Below are 21,184 nucleotides of genomic sequence, written 5' to 3' on the forward strand. Positions count from 1 at the left end.
GTTCGTGTATGCGAGTACTGGTAACCGGCGGAGCCGGGTTCATCGGGTGTCATGTCGTCGAAGCACTTACCGCACGGGGGCACGAGGCGGTGGTGTTCGACCTGCGTGACGGCCTGGACGTGCGTGACGCGGAGGCGGTCGCGACCGCTCTGCCGGGTGTGGACGCCGTGTGCCATCAGGCGGCGATGGTGGGGCTTGGGAAGGGGTTCGGCGACGCGGTCGAGTACGTGTCGCGCAACGACCTCGGTACCGCGGTGCTGCTGTCCGCCATGGCCGAGGCGGGGGTGGGGCGGCTCGTGCTGGCCGGGTCGATGGTCGTGTACGGCGAGGGCTCGTACGGGTGTGAGCGGCACGGGGCGGTGAGACCAGGCCCTCGGGCCGTGGCCGATCTGGACGAAGGGCGTTTCGAGCCCCGGTGCCCGCGGTGCGAGGAGGCGCTGACGCCGGGGCTGGTCGGCGAGGACGCTCCGGTCGATCCTCGGAACGTGTACGCGACGACCAAGCTGGCCCAGGAGCATCTGGCTTCGGCCTGGGCCCGGTCGACGGGCGGCTCGGCGGTTTCGCTGCGCTACCACAACGTGTACGGGCCGGGCATGCCACGCGACACCCCGTACGCGGGGGTCGCGTCCTTCTTCCGGTCCGCGCTCGCCCGGGGTGAGGCACCGCGTGTCTTCGAGGACGGCGGTCAGCGGCGGGACTTCGTCCACGTACGGGATGTGGCGGCGGCCAATGTGGCGGCGCTTGAGGCCGAGTCCCCGGCCGGAGCGCTGGCGGCGTACAACACCGGCAGCGGGGATCCCCACACGGTCGGCGAGATGGCGCGGGCGCTGGCGTCCGCGTACGGCGGACCCGAGCCCGTGGTGACGGGGGAGTACCGCCTGGGGGACGTACGGCACATCACGGCGGACTCGTCGCGGTTGCGGGCCGAGCTGGGCTGGAAGGCCGAGGTCGGCTTCGAGGAGGGTATGCGGGAATTCGCGAGTGCGGGACTGCGCGAGTAGGAGCATTCGCCGGGCCTGTCGCGGCGGAGTGGGAGGGCGCTCGGCCGACGGACCGGCGGCCGAGCAACAGCGCGGTCTCCGGGGGATATCGGCTGCCATCGCGACGGCTGGTGTCGACACGGTGTGGGCCGACAAGGTCGTCGCCCGCACCGCGGCCGCCGGCTCCGCGAGCATCGCGGTGACCGCGACAGCGACGACGAATGAGGGAGACGAGCAACCTTCGCACGTCAGGTCTCTGTGTCCGGTGTCCCGGCGACCCCGCGTCCGACAGAGCCGGTTCAGCATCGGGGGCGCGCGTCGCATGTCGCTCACGCACGCAACCGGACTTCTGCCGGCCTCACTTCGGTGCTCCGCTCCCTCCCTCGACGTCCGCGTTTCGTAAGGAGCCGAAGTCCCTTACATGCCTTTTGTCTTCGTAGGGTGAAAGCCGTGACGACTTCTCCTGCAACGCAATCGGAAGCGGAGACGACCGCGGCGACTGTCGACGTGGTGCTCCCCTGTCTGAACGAGGCCGAGGCCCTGCCCTGGGTCCTCGCCCGTATCCCGCCCACATGGCGCGCGCTGGTGGTGGACAACGGATCCACGGACGGTTCGCCGGAACTGGCCCGCGACCTCGGCGCGACCGTCGTGCGTGAGACGCGCCGCGGCTTCGGCGCCGCCTGTCACGCCGGGCTGACCGCGGCCACCGCGGACATCGTGTGCTTCTGCGACTGCGACGCCTCCCTCGACCCGTCCCTGCTCGTGCCCTTCGTACGCGAGGTGTGCGACGGCGAGGCCGACCTGGTGCTCGGGCGGCGCCGTCCGCAGGGCCGGGGCGCCTGGCCCGCACACGCCCGGTTGGGAAACGTGGCGCTGGCACGGATGCTGCGTCGCCGCACAGGGCTGCGCCTGCACGACCTCGGCCCCCTCCGCGCCGGCCGCCGGGAACAGTTGCTCGCCCTGGCACTCACGGACCGCCGCAGCGGCTACCCACTGCAAATGGTCGTGCACGCGGCCGACGCCGGCTGGCGTGTCATCGAGCACGACGTGCCCTACCTGCCGCGCGCCGGTGCCTCCAAGGTCACCGGTACCTGGCGCGGAACTTGGCAAGCGGTACGGGACATGGGTCGCGTCCTGGCCGAACCACCGATGCCCCCGGACGGGGCAGGTGCCGACTCATTCGCCGTACTCCCAGGAGGAACCGCTCAGTGACCACTCTCCTCGTCATCGCCAAGGAACCGCGGCCAGGACGGGTCAAGACACGACTCACGCCGCCGTTCACGCCGCGAGAGGCGGCGGCGCTCGCCGAGGCGGCGCTCGTGGACACCCTGCGTACGGTGGCGGCCACGCCCGCTCGGCGCCGCGTGCTGGTGCTCGACGGAGCTCCGGGCTCCTGGCTGCCGCCCGGCTTCGACGTCGTCCCGCAGTGCGCGGGAGGTCTGGACGAGCGGCTGGCCGCCGCCTTCGCCGGCTGCGACGGACCGGCGCTGCTCATCGGCATGGACACCCCCCAGGTGACGCCCGCACTGCTCACCGTCGACTTCGCCGACTGCGACGCGTATTTCGGGCCGGCCGAGGACGGCGGCTTCTGGGCGCTGGGCCTCGCCCACCCGGACCCCGAGCTGCTGCGGGGTGTGCCGATGTCGACGCCCACGACGGGTGCCGTGCAGCGTGAACGGCTCGCCGTCGCGGGCCTACGCGTACGTGAGCTGCCCCGTCTGCGAGACGTGGACACCGTCGGCGACGCGGAGGTGGTCGCCGCGGCTGCGCCAGGGAGCCGCTTCGCCGCCGAACTGGAGCGTCTCGGGGCGGCTGTCGGTCGATGAGCACCGCACATGAGATCACGTCGCCGAGGGCGATCGCCGTGGATCGCCTCGCGCCTGTTGCGTCCGTGGTCGCCCCGCGGCCTTGGGCTGCCGACCCCTACTCCGAGGCCCTGGTTACCGGTCGGGGTCCGCTCTTCCTTCGTCGCGCCGACGGCTGGCTGCTGCCGCTGGAGGTGGAACGCTGGTGTGCCAGGGCCGACGCGGCGGACATGAGTGTTCTGGAGCACTGTGAAGGCGCTGTACTCGATGTGGGGTGCGGTCCGGGGCGGCTCGTCGCCGAACTCGCAGCCCGGGGCCGGCCGGCGCTCGGCGTCGACGTGAGCGAAGCCGCCGTCGCCCGCACCGTGCGGCTCGGCGGTCAGGCTCTGCAACGCTCCGTCTTCGAGCCGCTCCCGGCCGAAGGGCGCTGGGACACGATCCTCCTCATCGACGGCAACATCGGCATCGGAGGCGACCCGACCGCCCTCCTTCGGCGGATGTCCCAACTCCTCAACCAGAACGGCCTGTTGATCGCCGAGACGGTCCCGGACAGTGAGGTCGACGAACGCGTCACCGTCCACGTCGTGAGCATCACCGCCGGCACGCATGGCACGGTCGGCCCGCCCTTCCCCTGGGCCCGGCTCGGCACACCGGCCCTGCTCCGGCTCGCGACACGCTCCGGCTGGCGCCCGGAGCGTCAGTGGACGACCGGCGGCCGCTCCTTCGTCGCCCTGCGCAACCGCAGTGACCGCAGCAGGAGCGCCACCGCCGAGCCGCCGAACAGCACCGCGGTGATCAGAAGCCAGCGGGACAGGAATCCGTCGCCGGACAGGGTGGTGGCGGAGCTGTAGTGGTCCGCCATCTGCCCGCTGATCAGCGGAAACCAGATCAGCAGCAGAAGGCCGGAGAACGCCGCCGGGACGCGCACGAAGACCGTCCACTCCCGGCGGCCGACCACGCTCAGCCCCCGCGCGACGACCCGGTCCGCTCCTGCGTACAGGGGCGACAGCACCAGGTCGTGCACCAGCGCCGCGCCCACGAACCACAGCACGACAGAGAGCCAGTCGTCCGCGAGCAGTCGCATACCCGCATACCCTGCCAGCGCGAACGAACAGGCGAGAAGCAGGAGTTGAAGCGGGCTGCCCACACGCGGGCGCACTACAAGCCGTCGTATCACACGTTGTCGCATCACAGTTCTCCGAACGTCATCCGTGCCACCCACTTGGTGTTGAGTACGCCGGGCGCCGCAGGAACGATGATCCGCGCCGGGTAGCCGTGGTCCGCGGTGAGGGGCTCGCCGTTGACGAACAGGGCGAGCAGGGAACGAGGGTCGCGCACCTGGTTGTCGCGCAAGGCGGCCCGGCGGAACGACCCGTGCCGCTGGAGCGACTCCACCAGTACGTCGGGCGCCGCGCCGGTCTCGTACCCGACGAGCGCCGCCAGATCCCGCAGGCGTACGCCCCGCCACCACTGGTCGGAGGTCGACCAGCCTTCTACGCACGCGATGGGCAAGGCAGCACTGTACAGCGGGAGTTGCAGCAGCTCTGCCCGGCTCAGCCGGACCGTCCGTCCCTGCGCCTCGATGACCAGCCGCCACGCCTCGTCACTCGTCTCGGTCATGCTGATCCCGCGCGAGGCGGCCGTCTTGTTGATCTGGAAGCCGCCGGGTCCCGAACCCGGTTCGGGGCCGCCGTGCGGCGCGAGCAGAACCGTTGCCCGCAGCGGTCCGTCGAAGCTCCGGCCCGCCGTCGTGGCCAGCAGGAGCAGAAAGCCGCCGCCGACGAAGGCGAGGGCGCCGCGGCGCGAGACGGTGGACGGGGCGGCGTTCGGGGAGACGAGCTCGCTCTCCTCGTCGCGCAGGTGGCGCAGATTGCGTAGCGCGGCCGGCACCCGCAGCACCGCGTGTGTCACGAACGCCGCGAAGAACACCCAGGCCCCGTAGAAGTGCAGCGGATAGAAGGAGCCGGGGAAGAGGTAGTCGAGCTGGACGTTCAGCACGCCCGTGGTGAACTCGAACAGTGCGCCCCCGACCAGCAGAAGCAGCGAGACCCGCTCCAGCGCATGCGCGAGGGATCGCACGGGCGGCAGGGTGAACAGCCTCGGCAGGACAGACCACAGCTTTGCCAGCAGTACGGGGATCAGCGCGATGCCCAGGGTGACGTGGACGCCCTGGGTGAGCCGGTAGAGCCAGGGCGGGTCGGTCGGCCAGGCGAAGAGGTAGAAGCCGAGCAGGCCCTTGTCCGGGGTCTTGTCGTTCACCGGTGACAGGCCGGGGTTGTAGGCGGCGTACGACACAAGGCCCGTGGTGAAGAGCACCGTGATCCCGACGAGCAGCACGATACCGAGCACGGAGGTGAACCAGGGGCTGCGCAGCGGGCTGCGCCACAAACCGGGAGAGGTGGGGAGTCGATGGTCGCGCATGTCCCGACCGTAGGCCGGTACGGGCCGAGGACGGGGCCCGCAACTCATGACGAAATGCTGACGTCCAGGCTCACCGGATCCGCATCCGGCCCTCCTCGGCCTAGCGTGCCGGTGTGAACCGCGATCTTCTCCGCGACCTGTCCGCGGCCCTGGCCGCAGCGCTGCTCGTCACGACGGCGGCTGTGATCGGCACCGTCCTGGAACACCGTTACGGAAACCTTCATGTCAGCTGGCCGCCGCTGTACGGGCATTGGGAGCCGCATGTCGGCCCCGGCACCCCCGCAGCGATCATGGTGGCCGTTGCGGTCGTCGCGTACGGGCCGCTCCTTGCCGCCCGGCTGCCCTGGCGCGCGCTGCTGTGCACTGTCTGGGGCACGGCCATGGCGTGGACGTTCTCGCTCGCCCTGGTCGACGGATGGCAGCGGGGAATCGCCCGGCGGCTGACGACCAAGTACGAGTACCTCCAGGTCATCGACCCCGTCAACCGCTTCCACGACATCCCGGCCGCCCTGCGGGACTTCACTCACCACATCCTGATCCACTCACCCGACGCCTGGCCCGCGCACGTCACCGGGCATCCCCCCGCGGCGACCCTCACCTTCGTCCTCCTTGACCGGATCGGGTTGGACGGCGGCGCCTGGGCGGGCGTCTGGTGCATCACCGTCGGGGCGACAGCGGCGGTGGCGGTCCTCGTCACTCTACGAGCGCTGTGCGGGGAGGCGCTCGCCCGCCGCGCCGCGCCCTTCCTGGTCCTGGCCCCGGCCGCCGTGTGGATGGGCACCTCCGCGGACGGCTACTTCGCGGCGGTCGCCGCCTGGGCCGTCGCCTTCCTCGCCCTCGCCGTCACGGGACACCGGCCACGTTCGACAGGTCTCGCCTCCGGGCTCCTCTTCGGCCTCACCGCGTATCTCTCGTACGGGCTGACGCTGTTCGCGGTGATCGCCGCCGGCGTCCTACTGCTTGGCTCCCGACGACTCCGCCCACTCCCGTACGTCCTCGCCGGATTCGTCGTCGTCCCGGCCGTCTTCACGTTCGCGGGCTTCAACTGGTGGGAGGCGTACCACCTGCTGGTCACCCGCTACTACCAAGGGGCCGGCGGTATCCGCCCTTACGGCTACTGGGTGTGGGCGAACCTCGCGTGCACGGCGCTCGTCGTGGGCCCGGCGACGGTGGCCGGGCTGCGACGAGTCGGCGCGGCTCCCCTCCGCCAGGGCGTTCGCACATGCCTGCGCCGCTCCGCCCCCGAACCCCGCCTCGCCCTGCTCGTGATCGCCGCCCTGCTCGCGCTCCTCGCCGCAGACCTCTCCGGCATGAGCAAAGCGGAAACGGAGCGCATCTGGCTGCCGTTCGCGATGTGGCTGCTCGCGGCATGCGCGTTCCTGACCCGTCCCCGCGCCTGGCTCACCGCACAGGCCACCCTCGCCCTGCTTCTCAACCACCTGCTGCTGACGGGATGGTGACCACGGAGACCCGGCTCAAGCCTCCGCGGAGGAGCGCCACCGCTCACCGCTTTGCCGGACGGATCTTCCCGGCCTCGCTGCCAGCGCCTCTTCCTACCCGCGCACACGGCACCGCTCTGGTTTGTGCGAGGGGAGGCAGGCCGGGGTGCTCGCGACGAAAACGGGCGTCAAGGTCTTACGAAACGCGGACGTCGGAGGCGGCCCTGCCGTACGGAGATGAGGCCGGTGGGAAGCTGGGGGGATGCAGCAGCCGCACGAATTCCCAGGCTCCGAACATGCTCCCCGTGGGCAGGGAGGTACGACCCGCGTCCTCGTCGTGGACGACGATCCCACCGTCGCCGAGGTCGTCTCCGGCTACCTGGACCGCGCCGGGTACCAAGTGGACGTAGCCGGGGACGGGCACTCCGCGCTCGCGCGGGCCGCCGCGCACTGGCCGGATCTGGTGGTGCTGGACCTGATGCTGCCCGGCATGGACGGGTTGGAGGTGTGCCGCCGGATACGTGCCCGTGGGCCCGTGCCGGTCATCATGCTCACCGCCCGCGGCGACGAGGGCGACCGGATCCTGGGCCTGGAAGTGGGCGCCGACGACTACGTCACGAAGCCCTTCAGCCCCCGTGAGCTGGTCCTGCGGGTCGAGTCGGTACTGCGCCGGACCCGGCCCGCAGGACCAGCTCAGCCCGTGCACGCGGCAGGCGTCACCGTCGACCCGGCAGCCCGCCGCGCGACCAAGAACGGCACCGAGCTCAGCCTCACACTCCGCGAGTTCGACCTCCTTGCCTTCCTCCTGCGCAACCACGGCCGGGCCTACAGCCGCGAAGAGCTGATGCGCGAGGTGTGGGGCTGGGGCTTCGGCGACCTGTCCACCGTCACCGTCCACGTGCGCCGGCTGCGGGGCAAGGTGGAGGACGACCCTGCCCGTCCCCGGCTGATCCAGACGGTGTGGGGAGTGGGCTACCGCTTCGATGCCATGCCCTGCGAGGAGGCGGTCAGACCGTGAGCGACACCCTCCTCATCGCCCTCTTCGCCTTCCTCGGCGCTCTCGCGGCCGGGCTGCTCGGGGCGGGTGTGCTGTGGCTGATCCGGCGACGCTCGCTGACCGCGTCCCTCGCCGTGGTCGCCGCCGTGGCCGTGACCGCCATGCTCGCGGGAACGCTGGCCGTGGCGCAGGCGATGTTCCTGTCCACGCACGACCTGAGCGTCGTCACCACGGTCGTGGCGATGGCCGCCGTCGTCTCCCTGGTCACCGCGCTGCTGCTCGGCCGGTGGGTCGTCGCCCGCAGCCGGGCGCTCACCGCCGCCGCCCGTTCCTTCGGCGACGGTGGGCATTTCGCGGCCCCTGACGGCCCGGCGACCGCGGAACTGGCAGCACTCAGCCGCGAGTTGGCCGCCACCAGTGCGAAGCTGGCCGAGTCCCGCGACCGCGAGCACGCCCTGGAGACATCGAGACGGGAACTCGTCGCCTGGATCTCGCACGACCTGCGCACCCCCCTCGCCGGGCTGCGCGCCATGTCCGAGGCCCTGGAGGACGGCGTCGCCGCCGACCCCCACCGCTACCTTCGCCAGATGCGCACCGAGGTCGAACGCCTCAACGGCATGGTGGGGGACCTCTTCGAGCTCTCCCGCATCCACGCCGGGGCGCTCGCCCTGTCCCCCTCCCGCATGTCCTTGTACGACCTCGTCGGCGACGCCCTCGCGGGAGCGGACGCCCTCGCCCGCGAGCACGGGGTGTGGCTGGTCGGCGACCACGTCGAGCCGTTGCCGGTCGAGGTGGACGGCAAGGAGATGAGCCGAGTGCTGGGCAATCTGCTGGTCAACGCGATCCGCCGAACACCCTCCGACGGTACCGTCGCGGTCACCGCCGAGCGCTTCTCCGATGGAGTCGTCCTGTCCGTCACCGACGGATGCGGCGGCATCCCCGAGGAGGACCTGCCACGTGTCTTCGACACCGGTTGGCGCGGTACCCATGCCCGTACTCCTCCCGCCGGTGCGGGCCTCGGCCTGGCCATCGTCCGGGGCATCGTGGAAGCTCACCGGGGCCAGGCCGCTGTGCGCAACGTCCCCGGCGGCTGCCGCTTCGAAGTGACGCTTCCCCTGGCCGAGGCATGATCGGAGGCTCCTGAGCCAAAATCCGCCGACTGTCGGAAGGGCCTCCGGTCTGAGAGGACGTTCCGAGTGGCGTGCGATACCCGTCGACTTCCCGGCGCGGGACCGTGTCTACGCCTTCTTCCGCAGGTGGCCGAAGCAGGGCCTGGCCGGGGAGCTGCACGACCGGCTTCGCGGGAGAGTCCGCGCCGCGGAGGGCCGCGACCGTGAGCCGAGTGCGGGAATCATCGACTCGCAGTCGGTGAAGGCAGCCGCTTCGGTGCCCGCCGTGTCACGGGGCTATGACGGCGGGAAGAAGATCAACGGAAGGCGTCGGCACGTCATCACGGACAGCCTCGGCCTGCTGCTGATGGTGTGGGTGACCGCCGCGGATGTCACCGACCGCCAGGCAGCCCGCGCCATGCTGCCCGTGCTGCGGACACGGTTCAGGAAGATCACTCTGGTGTGGGCCGACGGCGGCTAGACCGGCCGCCTCGTGACCTGGGCGAAGGAAAAACTCCAGCTCACCCTTGAGATCGTCAAGCGCAGTGACGACATGACCGGGGTCGTGGTGCTGCCGAGACGGTGGGTGGTGGAGCGCAGTCTGGGATGGCTGATGAGTTCGCGGCGTCTGGTGCGGGACTTCTAGGCGCTGCCCGCTTCCAGCGAGGCATTCATCTACTTCTCGGCGAGCATGCTCATGAGCCACCGCCTGGCCTGCACCACCGCCGTGAGCAGGCCGCTCAGCTCCACGCGGCAGGCGCAATCGACGCTCGCGGCATGAACCGGCCCGACGGCGACGCCCTCAGCCACTCCCGCTCGACCAGTCGTTTCGCCCTCGACCGCACTCCCTCGATCTTGGCCGGCACCAGCTCCAGCCCCAGCCGGGCCGCCAGTTCCTTCGCCGACACCCCCTCGCCGTCGCCCGGCCCGGCCTGAAGCAGCTCATCGATCCGCCGGTACTCCGGCGCGAGCGCCTCCACCGTCATCCCCTCCCTGCGCCGCACCACCGTCGCCCCGGCAACCGACACCTTGTCCACGTGGGCCGGCGGTGCCGGAACCTGCACCTCCAAGCGGGGCGGATCTGCCGCATCGTCACCAGCGGCGAGGGCCTCGGCCAGCTCCACCCGAGCGATCACCCGGCGCTCCAACACCGCCTCGGCCACACCGAGTTCGGCCAATTCGCGGTCCGCTTCCGCCTGGAGCTCCTCCACGGCCGCACGGGCAGCGGTCTCCCGTTCCTCCAGCAAGCCCATCACCGACGCCACCGGCTACCTCCGTATCGCCGAGAACGTACTGAACGTCCCAACCCTCCCTCGGCGACACTGACACCATGCCTGATCAGCGGATACTCAGCGATCACGACCGGAAAGACGAGGTTAGCCCGAACTGGTGGGTGACGGTGCATCAGCTCGGTGTTCCGCCGTATGGCCACGCATACGCCGCCGGCTATCGTCCCCCGTCCCAGCACTGGCATCCCCCCACTACCGTTCGCCCGGCCGCCCCTGTTGACTTGGCCGACGACTGGACGTTCCTCCGGAGGCCCCGTGCTGGTTCTGCTGCTGTTCCTGCTCGGCTGGGCCGTGTTACTCACGTTTGGCGTCGGCATGTCCACGCTGCAGGGCCCCCCTCGGGCAGCCCTGCGCTGGTGGATCCTCTACGTGTGTGCACTCGCTGGGCTCATCGCCGCGCTGGTCCTGACTTGGCAGGCCAGAGACGCATACTGCCGCGCACACCCAACAAGCTGGCAATGCGGTCGTTTCGATGAAATCGGAGATCTCTGATGCCGTAGGTGCTCCGGTATCGGCCAGTGACACGCCGAGTCGGCTGCACATGAACTCGACGCTGTATCCGCACTCCGCAGTGCCGAGCCGCATCTCGTCGATGAACTCGTACTTGCTCGCTACCGGGGATCCTTGGCGAAGTACGCTGCCCACGGCTGGACCGGTGCACATCCCAGGGGCACGCGAACCCACGCCAGACCGTACGCGACAGGGTGCAGTCTGCCGGGGTTCCCGGCCTGGCCCCTACATGATTCGGCGAACTCGTCGGTTTCCGGTGTCCGGCGACTCCATGATCGACGCGGCGATCTGCGACGGCGACATCGTGACCGTCAGGCGCCAGGACAGCGCCGACCACGGCGACATCGTCGCCGCGGTGCTGGACGACGAAGCAACCGTCAAGGTGCTGCGCAGGCAAGAGGACGACGGGTGCGTGTGGGTCATACCCCCACAACCCCTCCAATGAGCCGATCCCCCGGAGACCACGCGCAGATCCTCGGCAAGGTCGTCGGCGTCCTGCGCCTGCGCTGATCACCACACGAGGGACGGCAGCTGCCGAACGGCAGACCGATAGCCTGGCCGAACGCAGTCCAGGATCACCAGGAAGGAGCTCGTGAGTTCCCTACGGCCCCGCCTGGCACCGCAAATACCACCTGCTCAAACGCCACACCGAAGCCGGCAACTACCGGACGCGGCGAGCACCACCACTGCGATCGCCAGGCCCAACACGTCACGGCCAGGCCGCGCTTGCGGCCCGGCACATTTTTTGCCGCATCACGCCCCGTCGACTGTGCAGGCACCCCGGCCGCCGCGTGCACGCTCTCGGTGTCAAGCACCACCAGGCTCGGGTCCGCCTTCCGCCGCGCCTTCTCCCGCACCTGCCAGCGCAGCAGGTCGTGGATGGTCTGGTCGGTGCCGTCGTCGCGCCATTTGGTGAAGTAGTACATCACCGCGCCGCGCGGCGGCAGGTCGTGCGGAAGCAGGTCCCACTGGCATTCGGTACGGCCCTGGTAGAGCAGCGCGTTGACGATCTCCCGCATCTCGTACCGGCCCTGGTGGCCGCTGACCGAGCGGTGCGCGGTCTTCCACGCGGCGATCACCGGCTCGATCAGCGCCCGCTGCGCGTCGGACAGGTCGGTCTTGTAGGGCTTGCGCTCGCTCACGGTGGCTAGCCCAGCACGCCCAAGCCCGCCGACCAGCTGGGATGCCGCAGTCCGACATGTTCAGGTGACGGCAAATCACCCACCAACTCACATACCACCCTCTCAGGGCCGCAGATATCGCGTGTCCAGGCCCGCCTTGCGGACCGTCTCCACCAGCAGCACGGCCCCGGCCTGCGAGACCACTCCACGACCGCTGCCCTCAACGCGGACACGCGGGTACGACCCGATATGCTTCTTCACCCGGGGAGTGCTTTCTCTTGTAACGAACAGGACCTTCGATGGCCCTATCACCCCAGCTCAGAGGCACTCCTGGCTTATTTGATCAGTCCACGGACGGCCCTCTTCGGGAATGTCCGAGGTTAGGCTAACCCCCACTTGGCCAGTGCCCGGCAGCCCGCAGGGCTGCCGGGCACCGACCCAGTCTGATCCACCCCTCACACAGGAACCGCGAACCTCAAACATGCTCAGCTACTGGCTCGCGGCCGTGCGTCGCAGCGCCGTGTCTACCGTCCTGGTTGCCGTCGTCGTCAGCGGTGCCATGGCCGGTGTACTCATATCGGAGGACACGAGCACCTGGGCGGGCTCGCTGCTCCAAGGAACGCTCTTCGGCCTTGTGGCGGGAGCCATCCTCGCCGTCGCAATCGCCACGTCGAACACGTGGAACGCCCGACGCGCGGCCGCGCGGCACGGGCTGCCGCTGATGGCTGAGGCCGCGTCCCTGCCGTGCACCGCCGAGATCCGTGTCCCGGTGCCCGCCGGCACGACTCCCTATCAGCTCACCGACAGCGTGCTGTGCGCCCTCAAGAAGGTTCCGGCTCCCCGGATCGACGAGGTCGAGGAGTTCACGCACGGCAAGCTCACCGTTGTCTGTGGGAGTTCGTCCGCCAACCCGGTGCGGCTGCACATCTCAATCGTGACGGACCGGAACATCGCGACGGTGACGATGGACGCCCGTCCCGTGACCACCTGGAAGCGACTGGACGGCGGCGCAAGCTGGAGCGTTCTCACGGCTTTCGAACCGCATGTCAGCAAGGCCGTCCAGTACGACACTGATGGCACGAACATCAGCTGAGCGTGCCCCGCAGGACCTGCCTGCGGACCGTCTCCATTAGCCGGATCGCCCAGCATGCGAGACCACCGCACGGCCGTTCCTCTCAACGCGGACACGCGGGTACGACCCGATACGCTTCTTCACTCGAGGAGTGCGCGCCCGCGCGTATTTGGTCAGCCCTCTGGCGGCCTTCTTCGTGAAAGCCCGAGGCTAGCCGGTTCACTGTCCTCGGTGCTTTTTCTGGCTCTCGGGGCGACGCTTGTCGAGGAGTGGATTGGCCGGCGCGACGATGCGAGGCTGCGGCTGGTCATCCTCGTGGCCTGCGGGGCGTTGGCTCGGGCGCCTCTGGCTCAGCGGCGGGTGATGTGGTTTGCGTTGAACGGTGGCCATTTCATTGGGCCGATTTCGGCCTTGATCCTGAGTTGGACGACCGGATCAGGGAGGTTCTGGCTCGCCATGGTCTTGCCGAGGCCAAGGAGAATGACGTCGAAAACGGTGCGGTGGCGATGCCGTCTGGGGCGGCCAGGATCAGTGTGCTCGCCGCAGATCGGGAGTGGGCCGAGACGACATATGCCATTTTGTGAGCGTGCTTTCACCGGTTCCGCGTGATCATGGCCAAATGGGCTCCATTGCTGACCGGCACGGATGCGAGCCCAGCGATCCTCGAGGAGATGGCGCTTCAGTCGGAGCAGTTGACGCAGGTCCAGGTGATGCTGCTCCCCCTCGCCCGCAGGCGTGTGAGCGAGGTCCAGCCCGAAGCGATCGATGAGCTGGGTGAACTGTGGCGAAGGGAGTTCGCCAACTCCATCGCTCTCGACGAGGCGTTGACGCAACTCAGCGGGAAGAGAGGACCTTCCTGGGTCACGGACGGCCGGAATCTGCTTGAGGGCACGGATCTGGATGCGCTCAGGGCGCGGGAGCCCATGAGGGGGAGACGGCCCATGCGGCTGTACACGTGACCGCGTCAGCGATTAGGCCGCGCCTTTCCGCTTCTGCGCCCTGTGCTCCGCCTCACCATGTAGGACGCGGTCGTACTCGTCCTTGTGCCGTTTCGGCTCATTGCCCGCGCGGAGGCGCCTGACCTGCCTCCTGGGAGGCAGGCGAGAGGGGCCGGCTACTTTCCGGAGAGGAGGCCGGCCCTTGCATCGAGCGAGAGAGGTCAGCTCAGGCCGAGGTTGGACAGTGCGGTCGTCCAGTCCGTGACGATTGCGTCCTGGGCGTCGGCGAGGGTGACGGTGCCGGCGCAGACGGCCTTCTTGAGCTTGTTCTCGACGGTGTCTTTGTTGGCGGCGGTCGTGGTGCCGTACTCCGGCTCGGGCCAGAGGTTGAGCTCGCTCTTGGGGGCGCCGCCGAGTTCGAGGGGGACGAAATGGTCCTCCTCGTAGTCCGAGGTACTGGTGTCGGTGTAGCCGTACTCGACGATCTGCTTCTTCTTCAGGGCGGTGGTGTAGGAGCTGGACGGGCGCACGGTCGCGGTCCAGCCGGAGACGCAGATGGTGGAGTCGATGGTGGACTGGGTGACGTCGGGGTTGAAGTCGCCGGGCTGGCAGCTGGGGTCGGGGAGGGGGAGGTTGTCCTGGCTGCAGCTCTGCGCGTGCGCGGTGCCGGCTGCGACCGTGAGGCCGGCTGCGGCGAGGGCGAGGGAGGAGAGGGCGGTGACCAGCGGGCGGGATATTCGGGGCATGGTGGGGGGTCTCCCGGAGCGGTGCCCGGCAGGAATTCCGGGCGGTCGCGAGCATGACAGCACCGCGATCATCTATGCGGGTAGATCCCTTTGCCAGACTCGAAGACCCTTTGTTGAATGTTTGAGTAAGGCTTGACGGGCGGAGGGGAAGTGATAGCCCGCGCTTGGTTGTCGGCGCCAAGAGCCCGTGCCGCCTCCTCGTGCCGTGAGGTGCATGACCACGTTGGCGCTTCTGCGTCCCGGCGCCATGGGCGCGAAAGCCGGCGGCCACGCAACCCGCACCGGAACCCGCGTGCTGCATGTCCCCGCCGGTCGCGGTCCCACCGACTCGAACGGGCCCGGGAGACGCGCCTGGAGGTCGCCAAGCCCTTCGAAGCCGCCCTGGCGGCAGCGGCTCGGTTTCCCGGGCCTGCAGGCCAACTGCTCGTCGATGGCGACACGCTTACGACCCGGTTTCGTAGCGACCTCGACGCCGTCACCGCCGCCTTCGCTACCCCCTGGAGCGCGGGCCAAGTCGAAGGTCACGTAACGAGAGCCAAGCTCCTCAAGCGCATTGGCTTCGGCCGCGCACACCTCCCGCTTCTCCGAAAACGCATCCTCCACAGCCCAGGGCCGTGCATCGGTCACAAGATCTCCGACAGAGCCCGTAATTCCCCGGGGCTGTGGTCACGTGATTCCCCAGGAGCTGGACGGGGTGTGTGGGGCGTCCGTGCTGTGGCTGACGGAAACTGTTCGACGGACCAGGCCGTGACAGGCCATGATGCGCACTCGTGTCGGCGATGAAGCAGTTCGTGATCCGGGCCGCGGCCCGCAAAAACGCCGAGTGGTGCGCGTCGATGAGTCGATCGCACGGTTTGGCGGGCGAGTTCGGGTTGCAGGCTTGGGCCGTCCCGTCCCGGCCGCCGCTGTACTACCCCGACGCGGTGACGCTGGTGCCGGAGACCGATGCCGCCGCGCTGGTGGACCGGATCGATACCGCCGCTCCCGGCGCCTGCGTCAAGGACAGTTTCGCCGACCTCGATCTGACGGGGGCCGGCTTCAAGGTGCTGTTCGACGCGCAGTGGATCCACCGCCCAGCGAGCGCGCCGACCACCTCACCGGATCTCGCCTGGGACGTGGTCAGCACCCCGGACATGCTGCGGACCTGGGCCCTTGTCTGGGATGACGGGGACGGCAACGCGGACCTCTTCCGGCCCGAATTGCTCGATGACCCGGCCACGTCCGTGCTCGTCGGACACTCCGCTGACGGCCTGGTGGCCGCTGGGGCGGTGGCGAGCCGCAACGACCATGTGGTCGGAATCTCCAACGTCTTCGCGGTTGAGGGCGGCGCTGACCGGGCCTGGCCGGTGCTACTGGACGCAGTGCACCGGCCGTTCCCGACCCTGCCCGTGGTTGGCTATGAGCACGGCGCGGACCTGGATGCCGCCGTCCGCCATGGCTTCAAGGCGGTCGGTCCGCTGCGGGTCTGGCTGCATGGCTAGTTGATCCGCGGATCAGGTCCTGTCGGCGGTGGGATCCTTCGGTCGCTTGTTGGGGGCGGTAGCTGGGGCCGTTCATGATGACCTGGGTGGCTGGCGTTGATCAGCCGGTCCAGCAGTGACTCGGCGACGACCGGGTTGGGGAAGAGGGGATACCAGTCGCTGGGCGCCCCGTTGCTGGTGATGTCGGCGTACAGGTGACGTGGCCCTGACACGAAAAGAACCTGCGGTTGAGCTCGGTGGTCAGGCCGTGGCGACGGGTTCGAAGCGGATGGTCAGGCCGAGAGTGTTGGCTTCCTTCAGCATGCGGCGCATGGCGCGTGCTGGATCGCGGCGGGTGAAATAGTCCGCGCCCAGTTCGAGGTAGGGGACGTGGTCGTGGAGCACGTGCCAGACAGCGATGGCGATCTTGTGCATGACCGCGACCAGTGCCCGTTTGCCACCTCGCCGTGCCGAGATCCGGCGGAAGAACACGGCGAGATAGGTGTCCCTGCTTCTGATGGCGGCCAGCGCGGCGACTCCGAGCACGCGTTTGAGATTGGTGTTGCCGTGCCGGGTCCGGCCGGACTTGTTCACCCCTGCCGACTCGTTCTGCCCCGGGCAGACCCCGATCCAGGAGGCGAGGTGATGGGCCGTGGCGAACTGGCTCATGTCTCCGCCGGTTTCGGCGAAGACGATCTCTGCCGCCATGCGCCCGATGCCGGGAACAGTGTCCAGGAGGTCCAGGTCGTGCTCGTGCTCGCTAAGCAGGGTGGCGATACGGGTGTCGAAGACAGCGACCGTCTCCTTGAACCGGTCCGCCTCGTCCAGGTAGTGCTGGACCATGAAGGCGTGGTGGTCGGTGAAGTCGCCGTCCAGTGCCTCGATCAGGGCGGGGATCTTGGCACGGGCCTTGCCGACGGCAAGATCCGCAAGGCGTTCACGGTCGCGTTCACCGGCGACCAGGGCTGCCAGGATCGTCCGTCCGGTCTTCCCGGCCACATCGGTCAGCACGGAGGTGAGCTTCATCCCGGTGTCCTCCAGCTCCTTCTCCAGCCGCTGGATCTCCCGACCCGCAGAACGCAGGAGTTCGGTGCGGCGCCGGGTCAGGTCACGCAGTTCCCGCACCATGCGGCCGGGGACGAAGGACGCCATCACCATTCCCGACGCGCCGGCCCGGGCCAGGAACGCGGCGTCGCTCGGATCGCTCTTGCGGCCCCTGATCCCCTTCAGGTGAGAGGGATTGACCAGCATCAGGTTCAGCTGCGGCTGTAGCAGGTAGTAGACCCCGCGCCAGTAGTCGGCCGTTGCTTCCATGACCACCACGTCGACCTGGCGTTCCACCAGCCAGGCCAGGAGCCGACGTAGTTCGGACCGGGTGGTGCCGAACCGTTCGGTCTCCAGGCTCCATGTTCCCGCCCGAGTCGTACTGGGCGTTCGCACGCAGGCGAGCAGGAACCGCTTGCCCAGGTCCACTCCCGCGGACCGCAGATGGATGACCTCGTCCTTCACGTCCTGCCGACTCATCGCCCGCTCCTGAACACCCGTAGCGAAAACCTGGCGGGAACCCCGGAGGGATCAGGGAAAGAAGCGGAATCTGACACGCGTGCTCCCGGCAGCGGATCACTGCCTTGGCAACAAACCGTGGTCCCCAGCGCGACCCCCATTGCCATCCTGGACAAACGAGCTCACCGGCATCGCAGAGCCATCGGCGTGACCGGGGCACCCACCCCATTTTCTCTCACCCGAGGTGATCAGCGCAGCCATCCCCGTTCCTGGCAAGATTTTCGTGATGGTGGGCTGTGCCTCCGTGCGCTGGTGACGCTCCGTCACCGATGGCGGGATGATCGGCGAGTGTGATGACCTCGTAGGAGCGGTGGCTCCGCACCTGGATGCGGTGCGGGTGGAACGGGTGTGGTCGGCGGGCGGCGTGGTCCGGGTCGAGGCCCGTACCCGCGAGTTGGCGGTGGCGTGTGCGGATTGCGGTTATGGGTCGACGCGAGTGCACAGTCGCTACTGCCGCCCGCTTGCCGACGTCGCAGTCGGTGGACGACCGGTGCTGATCGGGCTGTCGGTGCGGCGGCTGTTCTGTGACGCACCAGGGTGTCGTCGGCGGACGTTCGCCGAGCAGGTCGAGGGGCTGACAGTGCGCTATCAGCGTCGTAGTCCGCTGGTGCAGCATCTGGTGGTGATGGCCGGGGTGCTGCTGGCCGGTCGCGGGGGCGCCCGGCTGTTGCAGATCCTGAAGGCGCCGCTGTCACGGACGAACGTGCTGTTCCACCTGATGTGCATGCCGCTCCCGGCGGCGCCGACGCCGCGGGTGCTGGGGGTGGACGATTTCGCGCTGTACGCGGACACGTACGGCACGCTGTTGGTGGATGCCGAGTCCCGGTTGCCGATCGATCCGTGGTCCGGCCGCGATGCCGAGCAGTTGACTTCCTGGCTGCGGGCGCACCCTGGGGTCCGCGTGGTGTGCAGGGACGGTTCGCTGGTCTACCGCCAGGGCATCAGCGAGGGCGCTCCGGACGCGGTGCAGGTCAGTGATCGCTTTCATTTGTGACAGGGGCTCTCCAAGCGGGTGTCGGACGTGGCCGCTGCCCACCGCGGGTGCCTGCCCGCAGCGGTTCCCGATCCGGAACCGGCCCCCGCGAGCCTGGAGGAATTGCCCGAGCCGACCGATACCCCGGCCCGGCGGCACGCGAAGCAACTGTTCGAGGCGGTGCACGCGATCACCGGCACCGGCCGCTCGCTCAGCGCCACGGCCCGCGAGCTGGGCCTGAACCGGCGCACGGTGGCCAAGTACGCCCGCGCCACCAGTTGGCAGGAGCGCGTCCGCCGCACCCCACCACGGCGAACCACCAGCCTCGATCCCTACCTCGAGTACCTGCAGCAGCGATGGGACGAAGGCGAGCACACCGCGACGGTGCTGCACCAGGAGATCACCGCCAGGGGCTACCAAGGCCACTACCAGCGAGTGAAGATGGCCATCGCGCCACTGCGCCGCGGTTTGCCGGTCGACACGCCACGCGAGCGGCCGCCCTCGCCCCGCCAGGTCACCCGCTGGATCACCACCACACCCTCCCGCCGCGGCCTGCATGGCGCCGAGGCACTCGCGCGGCTGCTCACGCACTGCCCGGAACTGGAGCGTACCCATGACCTGGTGCGTCAGTTCGCCGCGATGCTCGACGCCCGTGACGCAGCCGCGCTGCCCAACTGGCTCGAGTAACTCGCCACGTCGCGCCTCCCGGCCCTGGCCGGTCTGGCCAAAGCCCTGCGCGAGGACCAGCCGGCAGTCGTGCAGGGCATCACCACCAGGTTCAACTCCGGCGTCAACGAAGGCCGCATCTGCGACCTGAAGCTCCAGAAGCGGATCATGGCGGGCCGAGCCGGAGTCCCCTGCTCCGCCATCGCGTGATCCTCATGGCGCTGCTTCGCCGCCGCCATCGGGGGGTGACGGAGCGTCACCAGCGCACGGGGGCACAGCCCGCCATCACGAAAGCCTTGCCAGGAACGGGGATGGCTGCGCTGATCACCTCGGGTGAGAGAAAATGGGGTGGGTGCCCCGGTCACGCCGATGGCTCTGCGATGCCGGTGAGCTCGTTTGTCCAGGATGGCAATGGGGGTCGCGCTGGGGACCACGGTTTGTTGCCAAGGCAGTGATCCGCTGCCGGGAGCACGCGTGTCAGATTCCGCTTCTTTCCCTGATCCCTCCGGGGTTCCCGCCAGGTTTTCGCTACGGGTGTTCAGGAGCGGGCGATGAGTCGGCAGGACGTGAAGGACGAGGTCATCCATCTGCGGTCCGCGGGAGTGGACCTGGGCAAGCGGTTCCTGCTCGCCTGCGTGCGAACGCCCAGTACGACTCGGGCGGGAACATGGAGCCTGGAGACCGAACGGTTCGGCACCACCCGGTCCGAACTACGTCGGCTCCTGGCCTGGCTGGTGGAACGCCAGGTCGACGTGGTGGTCATGGAAGCAACGGCCGACTACTGGCGCGGGGTCTACTACCTGCTACAGCCGCAGCTGAACCTGATGCTGGTCAATCCCTCTCACCTGAAGGGGATCAGGGGCCGCAAGAGCGATCCGAGCGACGCCGCGTTCCTGGCCCGGGCCGGCGCGTCGGGAATGGTGATGGCGTCCTTCGTCCCCGGCCGCATGGTGCGGGAACTGCGTGACCTGACCCGGCGCCGCACCGAACTCCTGCGTTCTGCGGGTCGGGAGATCCAGCGGCTGGAGAAGGAGCTGGAGGACACCGGGATGAAGCTCACCTCCGTGCTGACCGATGTGGCCGGGAAGACCGGACGGACGATCCTGGCAGCCCTGGTCGCCGGTGAACGCGACCGTGAACGCCTTGCGGATCTTGCCGTCGGCAAGGCCCGTGCCAAGATCCCCGCCCTGATCGAGGCACTGGACGGCGACTTCACCGACCACCACGCCTTCATGGTCCAGCACTACCTGGACGAGGCGGACCGGTTCAAGGAGACGGTCGCTGTCTTCGACACCCGTATCGCCACCCTGCTTAGCGAGCACGAGCACGACCTGGACCTCCTGGACACTGTTCCCGGCATCGGGCGCATGGCGGCAGAGATCGTCTTCGCCGAAACCGGCGGAGACATGAGCCAGTTCGCCACGGCCCATCACCTCGCCTCCTGGATCGGGGTCTGCCCGGGGCAGAACGAGTCGGCAGGGGTGAACAAGTCCGGCCGGACCCGGCACGGCAACACCAATCTCAAACGCGTGCTCGGAGTCGCCGCGCTGGCCGCCATCAGAAGCAGGGACACCTATCTCGCCGTGTTCTTCCGCCGGATCTCGGCACGGCGAGGTGGCAAACGGGCACTGGTCGCGGTCATGCACAAGATCGCCATCGCTGTCTGGCACGTGCTCCACGACCACGTCCCCTACCTCGAACTGGGCGCGGACTATTTCACCCGCCGCGATCCAGCACGCGCCATGCGCCGCATGCTGAAGGAAGCCAACACTCTCGGCCTGACCATCCGCTTCGAACCCGTCGCCACGGCCTGACCACCGAGCTCAACCGCAGGTTCTTTTCGTGTCAGGGCCACGTTCACCTGTACGCCGACACGGGGCTTCGTCCTGTCTTGGTGCTGCCTTTTATGCCCGGATGTGGGAGCCGTCGCCGGACGCCCAGGAGAGAAGTCCAGGGATGTTCGCGCCGCGGAGTTGGCGAGGAGGACGTGGTGGAGTCGGGGCCGCTCCAGGGGCCGGTCCGGGATCCGCAGATGCTCTCGGTGCTCCCGTTTTGACATTCCTGCGACACCTCCACCATGCTTGTATTAATTCAT

20 protein-coding genes and 4 pseudogenes are annotated in these 21,184 nt (G+C 69.0%); 17 read left to right on the forward strand and 7 right to left on the reverse strand.

What is annotated here, in order from left to right; translation table 11 throughout:
• The first annotated feature begins 8 nt into the window (after nucleotides 1-8).
• From QF037_RS47070 to QF037_RS47085, 4 genes are all read left to right on the forward strand, one after another.
• The gene (locus QF037_RS47070) at nucleotides 9-1,001 is read left to right on the forward strand and encodes an NAD-dependent epimerase/dehydratase family protein (RefSeq protein ID WP_307036289.1); all 993 of its coding nucleotides are present in this window, start codon (nucleotides 9-11) and stop codon (nucleotides 999-1,001) included.
• Nucleotides 1,002-1,421: 420 nt separating this feature from the next.
• Nucleotides 1,422-2,192 (forward strand): glycosyltransferase family 2 protein, encoded by a 771-nt coding sequence (locus QF037_RS47075; RefSeq protein ID WP_307036291.1) that lies wholly within the window; start codon nucleotides 1,422-1,424, stop codon nucleotides 2,190-2,192.
• On the forward strand, nucleotides 2,189-2,806 hold the full coding sequence (locus tag QF037_RS47080) for a TIGR04282 family arsenosugar biosynthesis glycosyltransferase (protein WP_307036293.1): 618 nt from the start codon (nucleotides 2,189-2,191) through the stop codon (nucleotides 2,804-2,806). The genes QF037_RS47075 and QF037_RS47080 overlap by 4 nt, the downstream gene beginning before the upstream one ends.
• A complete protein-coding gene (locus QF037_RS47085; RefSeq protein WP_307036295.1) occupies nucleotides 2,803-3,636 on the forward strand; it encodes a class I SAM-dependent methyltransferase in 834 nt (277 codons plus the stop codon). Before QF037_RS47080 ends, QF037_RS47085 begins: the two co-directional genes overlap by 4 nt.
• Nucleotides 3,637-3,973: 337 nt before the next feature.
• Here the strand turns inward: QF037_RS47085 and QF037_RS47090 are convergent, their stop codons facing one another.
• Nucleotides 3,974-5,206 carry a molybdopterin-dependent oxidoreductase gene (locus QF037_RS47090; protein ID WP_307036296.1) on the reverse strand — a complete coding sequence of 411 codons (1,233 nt, stop codon included), beginning with the start codon at nucleotides 5,204-5,206 and terminating at the stop codon, nucleotides 3,974-3,976.
• Between the two features lie 113 nt (nucleotides 5,207-5,319).
• Between QF037_RS47090 and QF037_RS47095 the strand changes: the two genes are divergently transcribed.
• From QF037_RS47095 to QF037_RS47115, 5 genes are all read left to right on the forward strand, one after another.
• Nucleotides 5,320-6,666, forward strand: coding sequence for a hypothetical protein (locus QF037_RS47095; RefSeq protein ID WP_307036298.1), 1,347 nt, complete (start codon nucleotides 5,320-5,322; stop codon nucleotides 6,664-6,666).
• Between the two features lie 241 nt (nucleotides 6,667-6,907).
• Complete coding sequence (locus QF037_RS47100; protein ID WP_307036300.1) at nucleotides 6,908-7,663, forward strand: response regulator transcription factor; 756 nt, start codon at nucleotides 6,908-6,910, stop codon at nucleotides 7,661-7,663.
• Entirely contained in the window at nucleotides 7,660-8,772 is a 1,113-nt protein-coding gene (locus QF037_RS47105; RefSeq protein WP_307036302.1) for a sensor histidine kinase, read from the forward strand. Before QF037_RS47100 ends, QF037_RS47105 begins: the two co-directional genes overlap by 4 nt.
• A 265-nt stretch (nucleotides 8,773-9,037) precedes the next feature.
• Nucleotides 9,038-9,232: a transposase gene (locus tag QF037_RS47110; protein WP_307036304.1), complete on the forward strand. Its 195-nt coding sequence runs from the start codon at nucleotides 9,038-9,040 to the stop codon at nucleotides 9,230-9,232.
• Between the two features lie 12 nt (nucleotides 9,233-9,244).
• Nucleotides 9,245-9,397, forward strand: a complete 153-nt coding sequence (locus QF037_RS47115; RefSeq protein WP_307036306.1) for a hypothetical protein — start codon at nucleotides 9,245-9,247, stop codon at nucleotides 9,395-9,397.
• A 94-nt stretch (nucleotides 9,398-9,491) separates the two neighbouring features.
• Here the strand turns inward: QF037_RS47115 and QF037_RS47120 are convergent, their stop codons facing one another.
• Nucleotides 9,492-10,016, reverse strand: a complete 525-nt coding sequence (locus tag QF037_RS47120) for a hypothetical protein (RefSeq protein WP_307036308.1) — start codon at nucleotides 10,014-10,016, stop codon at nucleotides 9,492-9,494.
• A 279-nt stretch (nucleotides 10,017-10,295) separates the two neighbouring features.
• On the opposite strand from QF037_RS47120, the gene QF037_RS47125 reads away from it, so the two are divergent.
• Together QF037_RS47125 and QF037_RS47130 are read left to right on the forward strand one after the other, a co-directional pair.
• A complete protein-coding gene (locus QF037_RS47125; RefSeq protein ID WP_307036310.1) occupies nucleotides 10,296-10,532 on the forward strand; it encodes a hypothetical protein in 237 nt (78 codons plus the stop codon).
• A gap of 274 nt (nucleotides 10,533-10,806) precedes the next feature.
• Nucleotides 10,807-11,060: pseudogene (locus QF037_RS47130) on the forward strand (LexA family protein); the annotation flags it as partial.
• A 156-nt stretch (nucleotides 11,061-11,216) separates the two neighbouring features.
• On the opposite strand, the pseudogene QF037_RS47135 reads toward QF037_RS47130, so the two are convergent.
• Nucleotides 11,217-11,692: pseudogene (locus tag QF037_RS47135) on the reverse strand (transposase); the annotation flags it as partial.
• Between the two features lie 94 nt (nucleotides 11,693-11,786).
• Nucleotides 11,787-11,932 (reverse strand): annotated as a pseudogene (locus tag QF037_RS47140) (IS1380 family transposase); the annotation flags it as partial.
• Between the two features lie 220 nt (nucleotides 11,933-12,152).
• Here QF037_RS47140 and QF037_RS47145 point away from each other — a divergent pair.
• Complete coding sequence (locus QF037_RS47145; protein ID WP_307036313.1) at nucleotides 12,153-12,764, forward strand: hypothetical protein; 612 nt, start codon at nucleotides 12,153-12,155, stop codon at nucleotides 12,762-12,764.
• 650 nt (nucleotides 12,765-13,414) lie between these two features.
• Complete coding sequence (locus QF037_RS47150; protein WP_307036314.1) at nucleotides 13,415-13,702, forward strand: hypothetical protein; 288 nt, start codon at nucleotides 13,415-13,417, stop codon at nucleotides 13,700-13,702.
• Between the two features lie 200 nt (nucleotides 13,703-13,902).
• Here the strand turns inward: QF037_RS47150 and QF037_RS47155 are convergent, their stop codons facing one another.
• A complete protein-coding gene (locus tag QF037_RS47155) occupies nucleotides 13,903-14,427 on the reverse strand; it encodes a hypothetical protein (RefSeq protein ID WP_307036317.1) in 525 nt (174 codons plus the stop codon).
• A 779-nt stretch (nucleotides 14,428-15,206) separates the two neighbouring features.
• On the opposite strand from QF037_RS47155, the gene QF037_RS47160 reads away from it, so the two are divergent.
• Nucleotides 15,207-15,908 (forward strand): hypothetical protein, encoded by a 702-nt coding sequence (locus QF037_RS47160; RefSeq protein WP_373463998.1) that lies wholly within the window; start codon nucleotides 15,207-15,209, stop codon nucleotides 15,906-15,908.
• Nucleotides 15,909-15,920: 12 nt separating this feature from the next.
• On the opposite strand, the pseudogene QF037_RS51560 reads toward QF037_RS47160, so the two are convergent.
• Nucleotides 15,921-16,090 (reverse strand): annotated as a pseudogene (locus QF037_RS51560) (ATP-binding protein); the annotation flags it as partial.
• A gap of 58 nt (nucleotides 16,091-16,148) precedes the next feature.
• A complete protein-coding gene (locus QF037_RS47165; RefSeq protein ID WP_307020561.1) occupies nucleotides 16,149-17,411 on the reverse strand; it encodes an IS110 family transposase in 1,263 nt (420 codons plus the stop codon).
• A gap of 349 nt (nucleotides 17,412-17,760) precedes the next feature.
• On the opposite strand from QF037_RS47165, the gene QF037_RS47170 reads away from it, so the two are divergent.
• The 3 genes from QF037_RS47170 (at nucleotide 17,761) to QF037_RS47180 (ending at nucleotide 20,903) form a co-directional block, all read left to right on the forward strand.
• On the forward strand, nucleotides 17,761-18,444 hold the full coding sequence (locus QF037_RS47170; RefSeq protein WP_307036321.1) for a transposase: 684 nt from the start codon (nucleotides 17,761-17,763) through the stop codon (nucleotides 18,442-18,444).
• A gap of 27 nt (nucleotides 18,445-18,471) precedes the next feature.
• Nucleotides 18,472-19,110: a hypothetical protein gene (locus QF037_RS47175; protein ID WP_307036322.1), complete on the forward strand. Its 639-nt coding sequence runs from the start codon at nucleotides 18,472-18,474 to the stop codon at nucleotides 19,108-19,110.
• A gap of 530 nt (nucleotides 19,111-19,640) precedes the next feature.
• On the forward strand, nucleotides 19,641-20,903 hold the full coding sequence (locus tag QF037_RS47180; RefSeq protein ID WP_307020561.1) for an IS110 family transposase: 1,263 nt from the start codon (nucleotides 19,641-19,643) through the stop codon (nucleotides 20,901-20,903).
• The last annotated feature ends 281 nt before the right edge of the window (nucleotides 20,904-21,184 follow it).

Origin of the sequence: Streptomyces canus, from assembly GCF_030815415.1 — a bacterium.
Lineage (GTDB): Bacteria > Actinomycetota > Actinomycetes > Streptomycetales > Streptomycetaceae > Streptomyces > Streptomyces canus_F.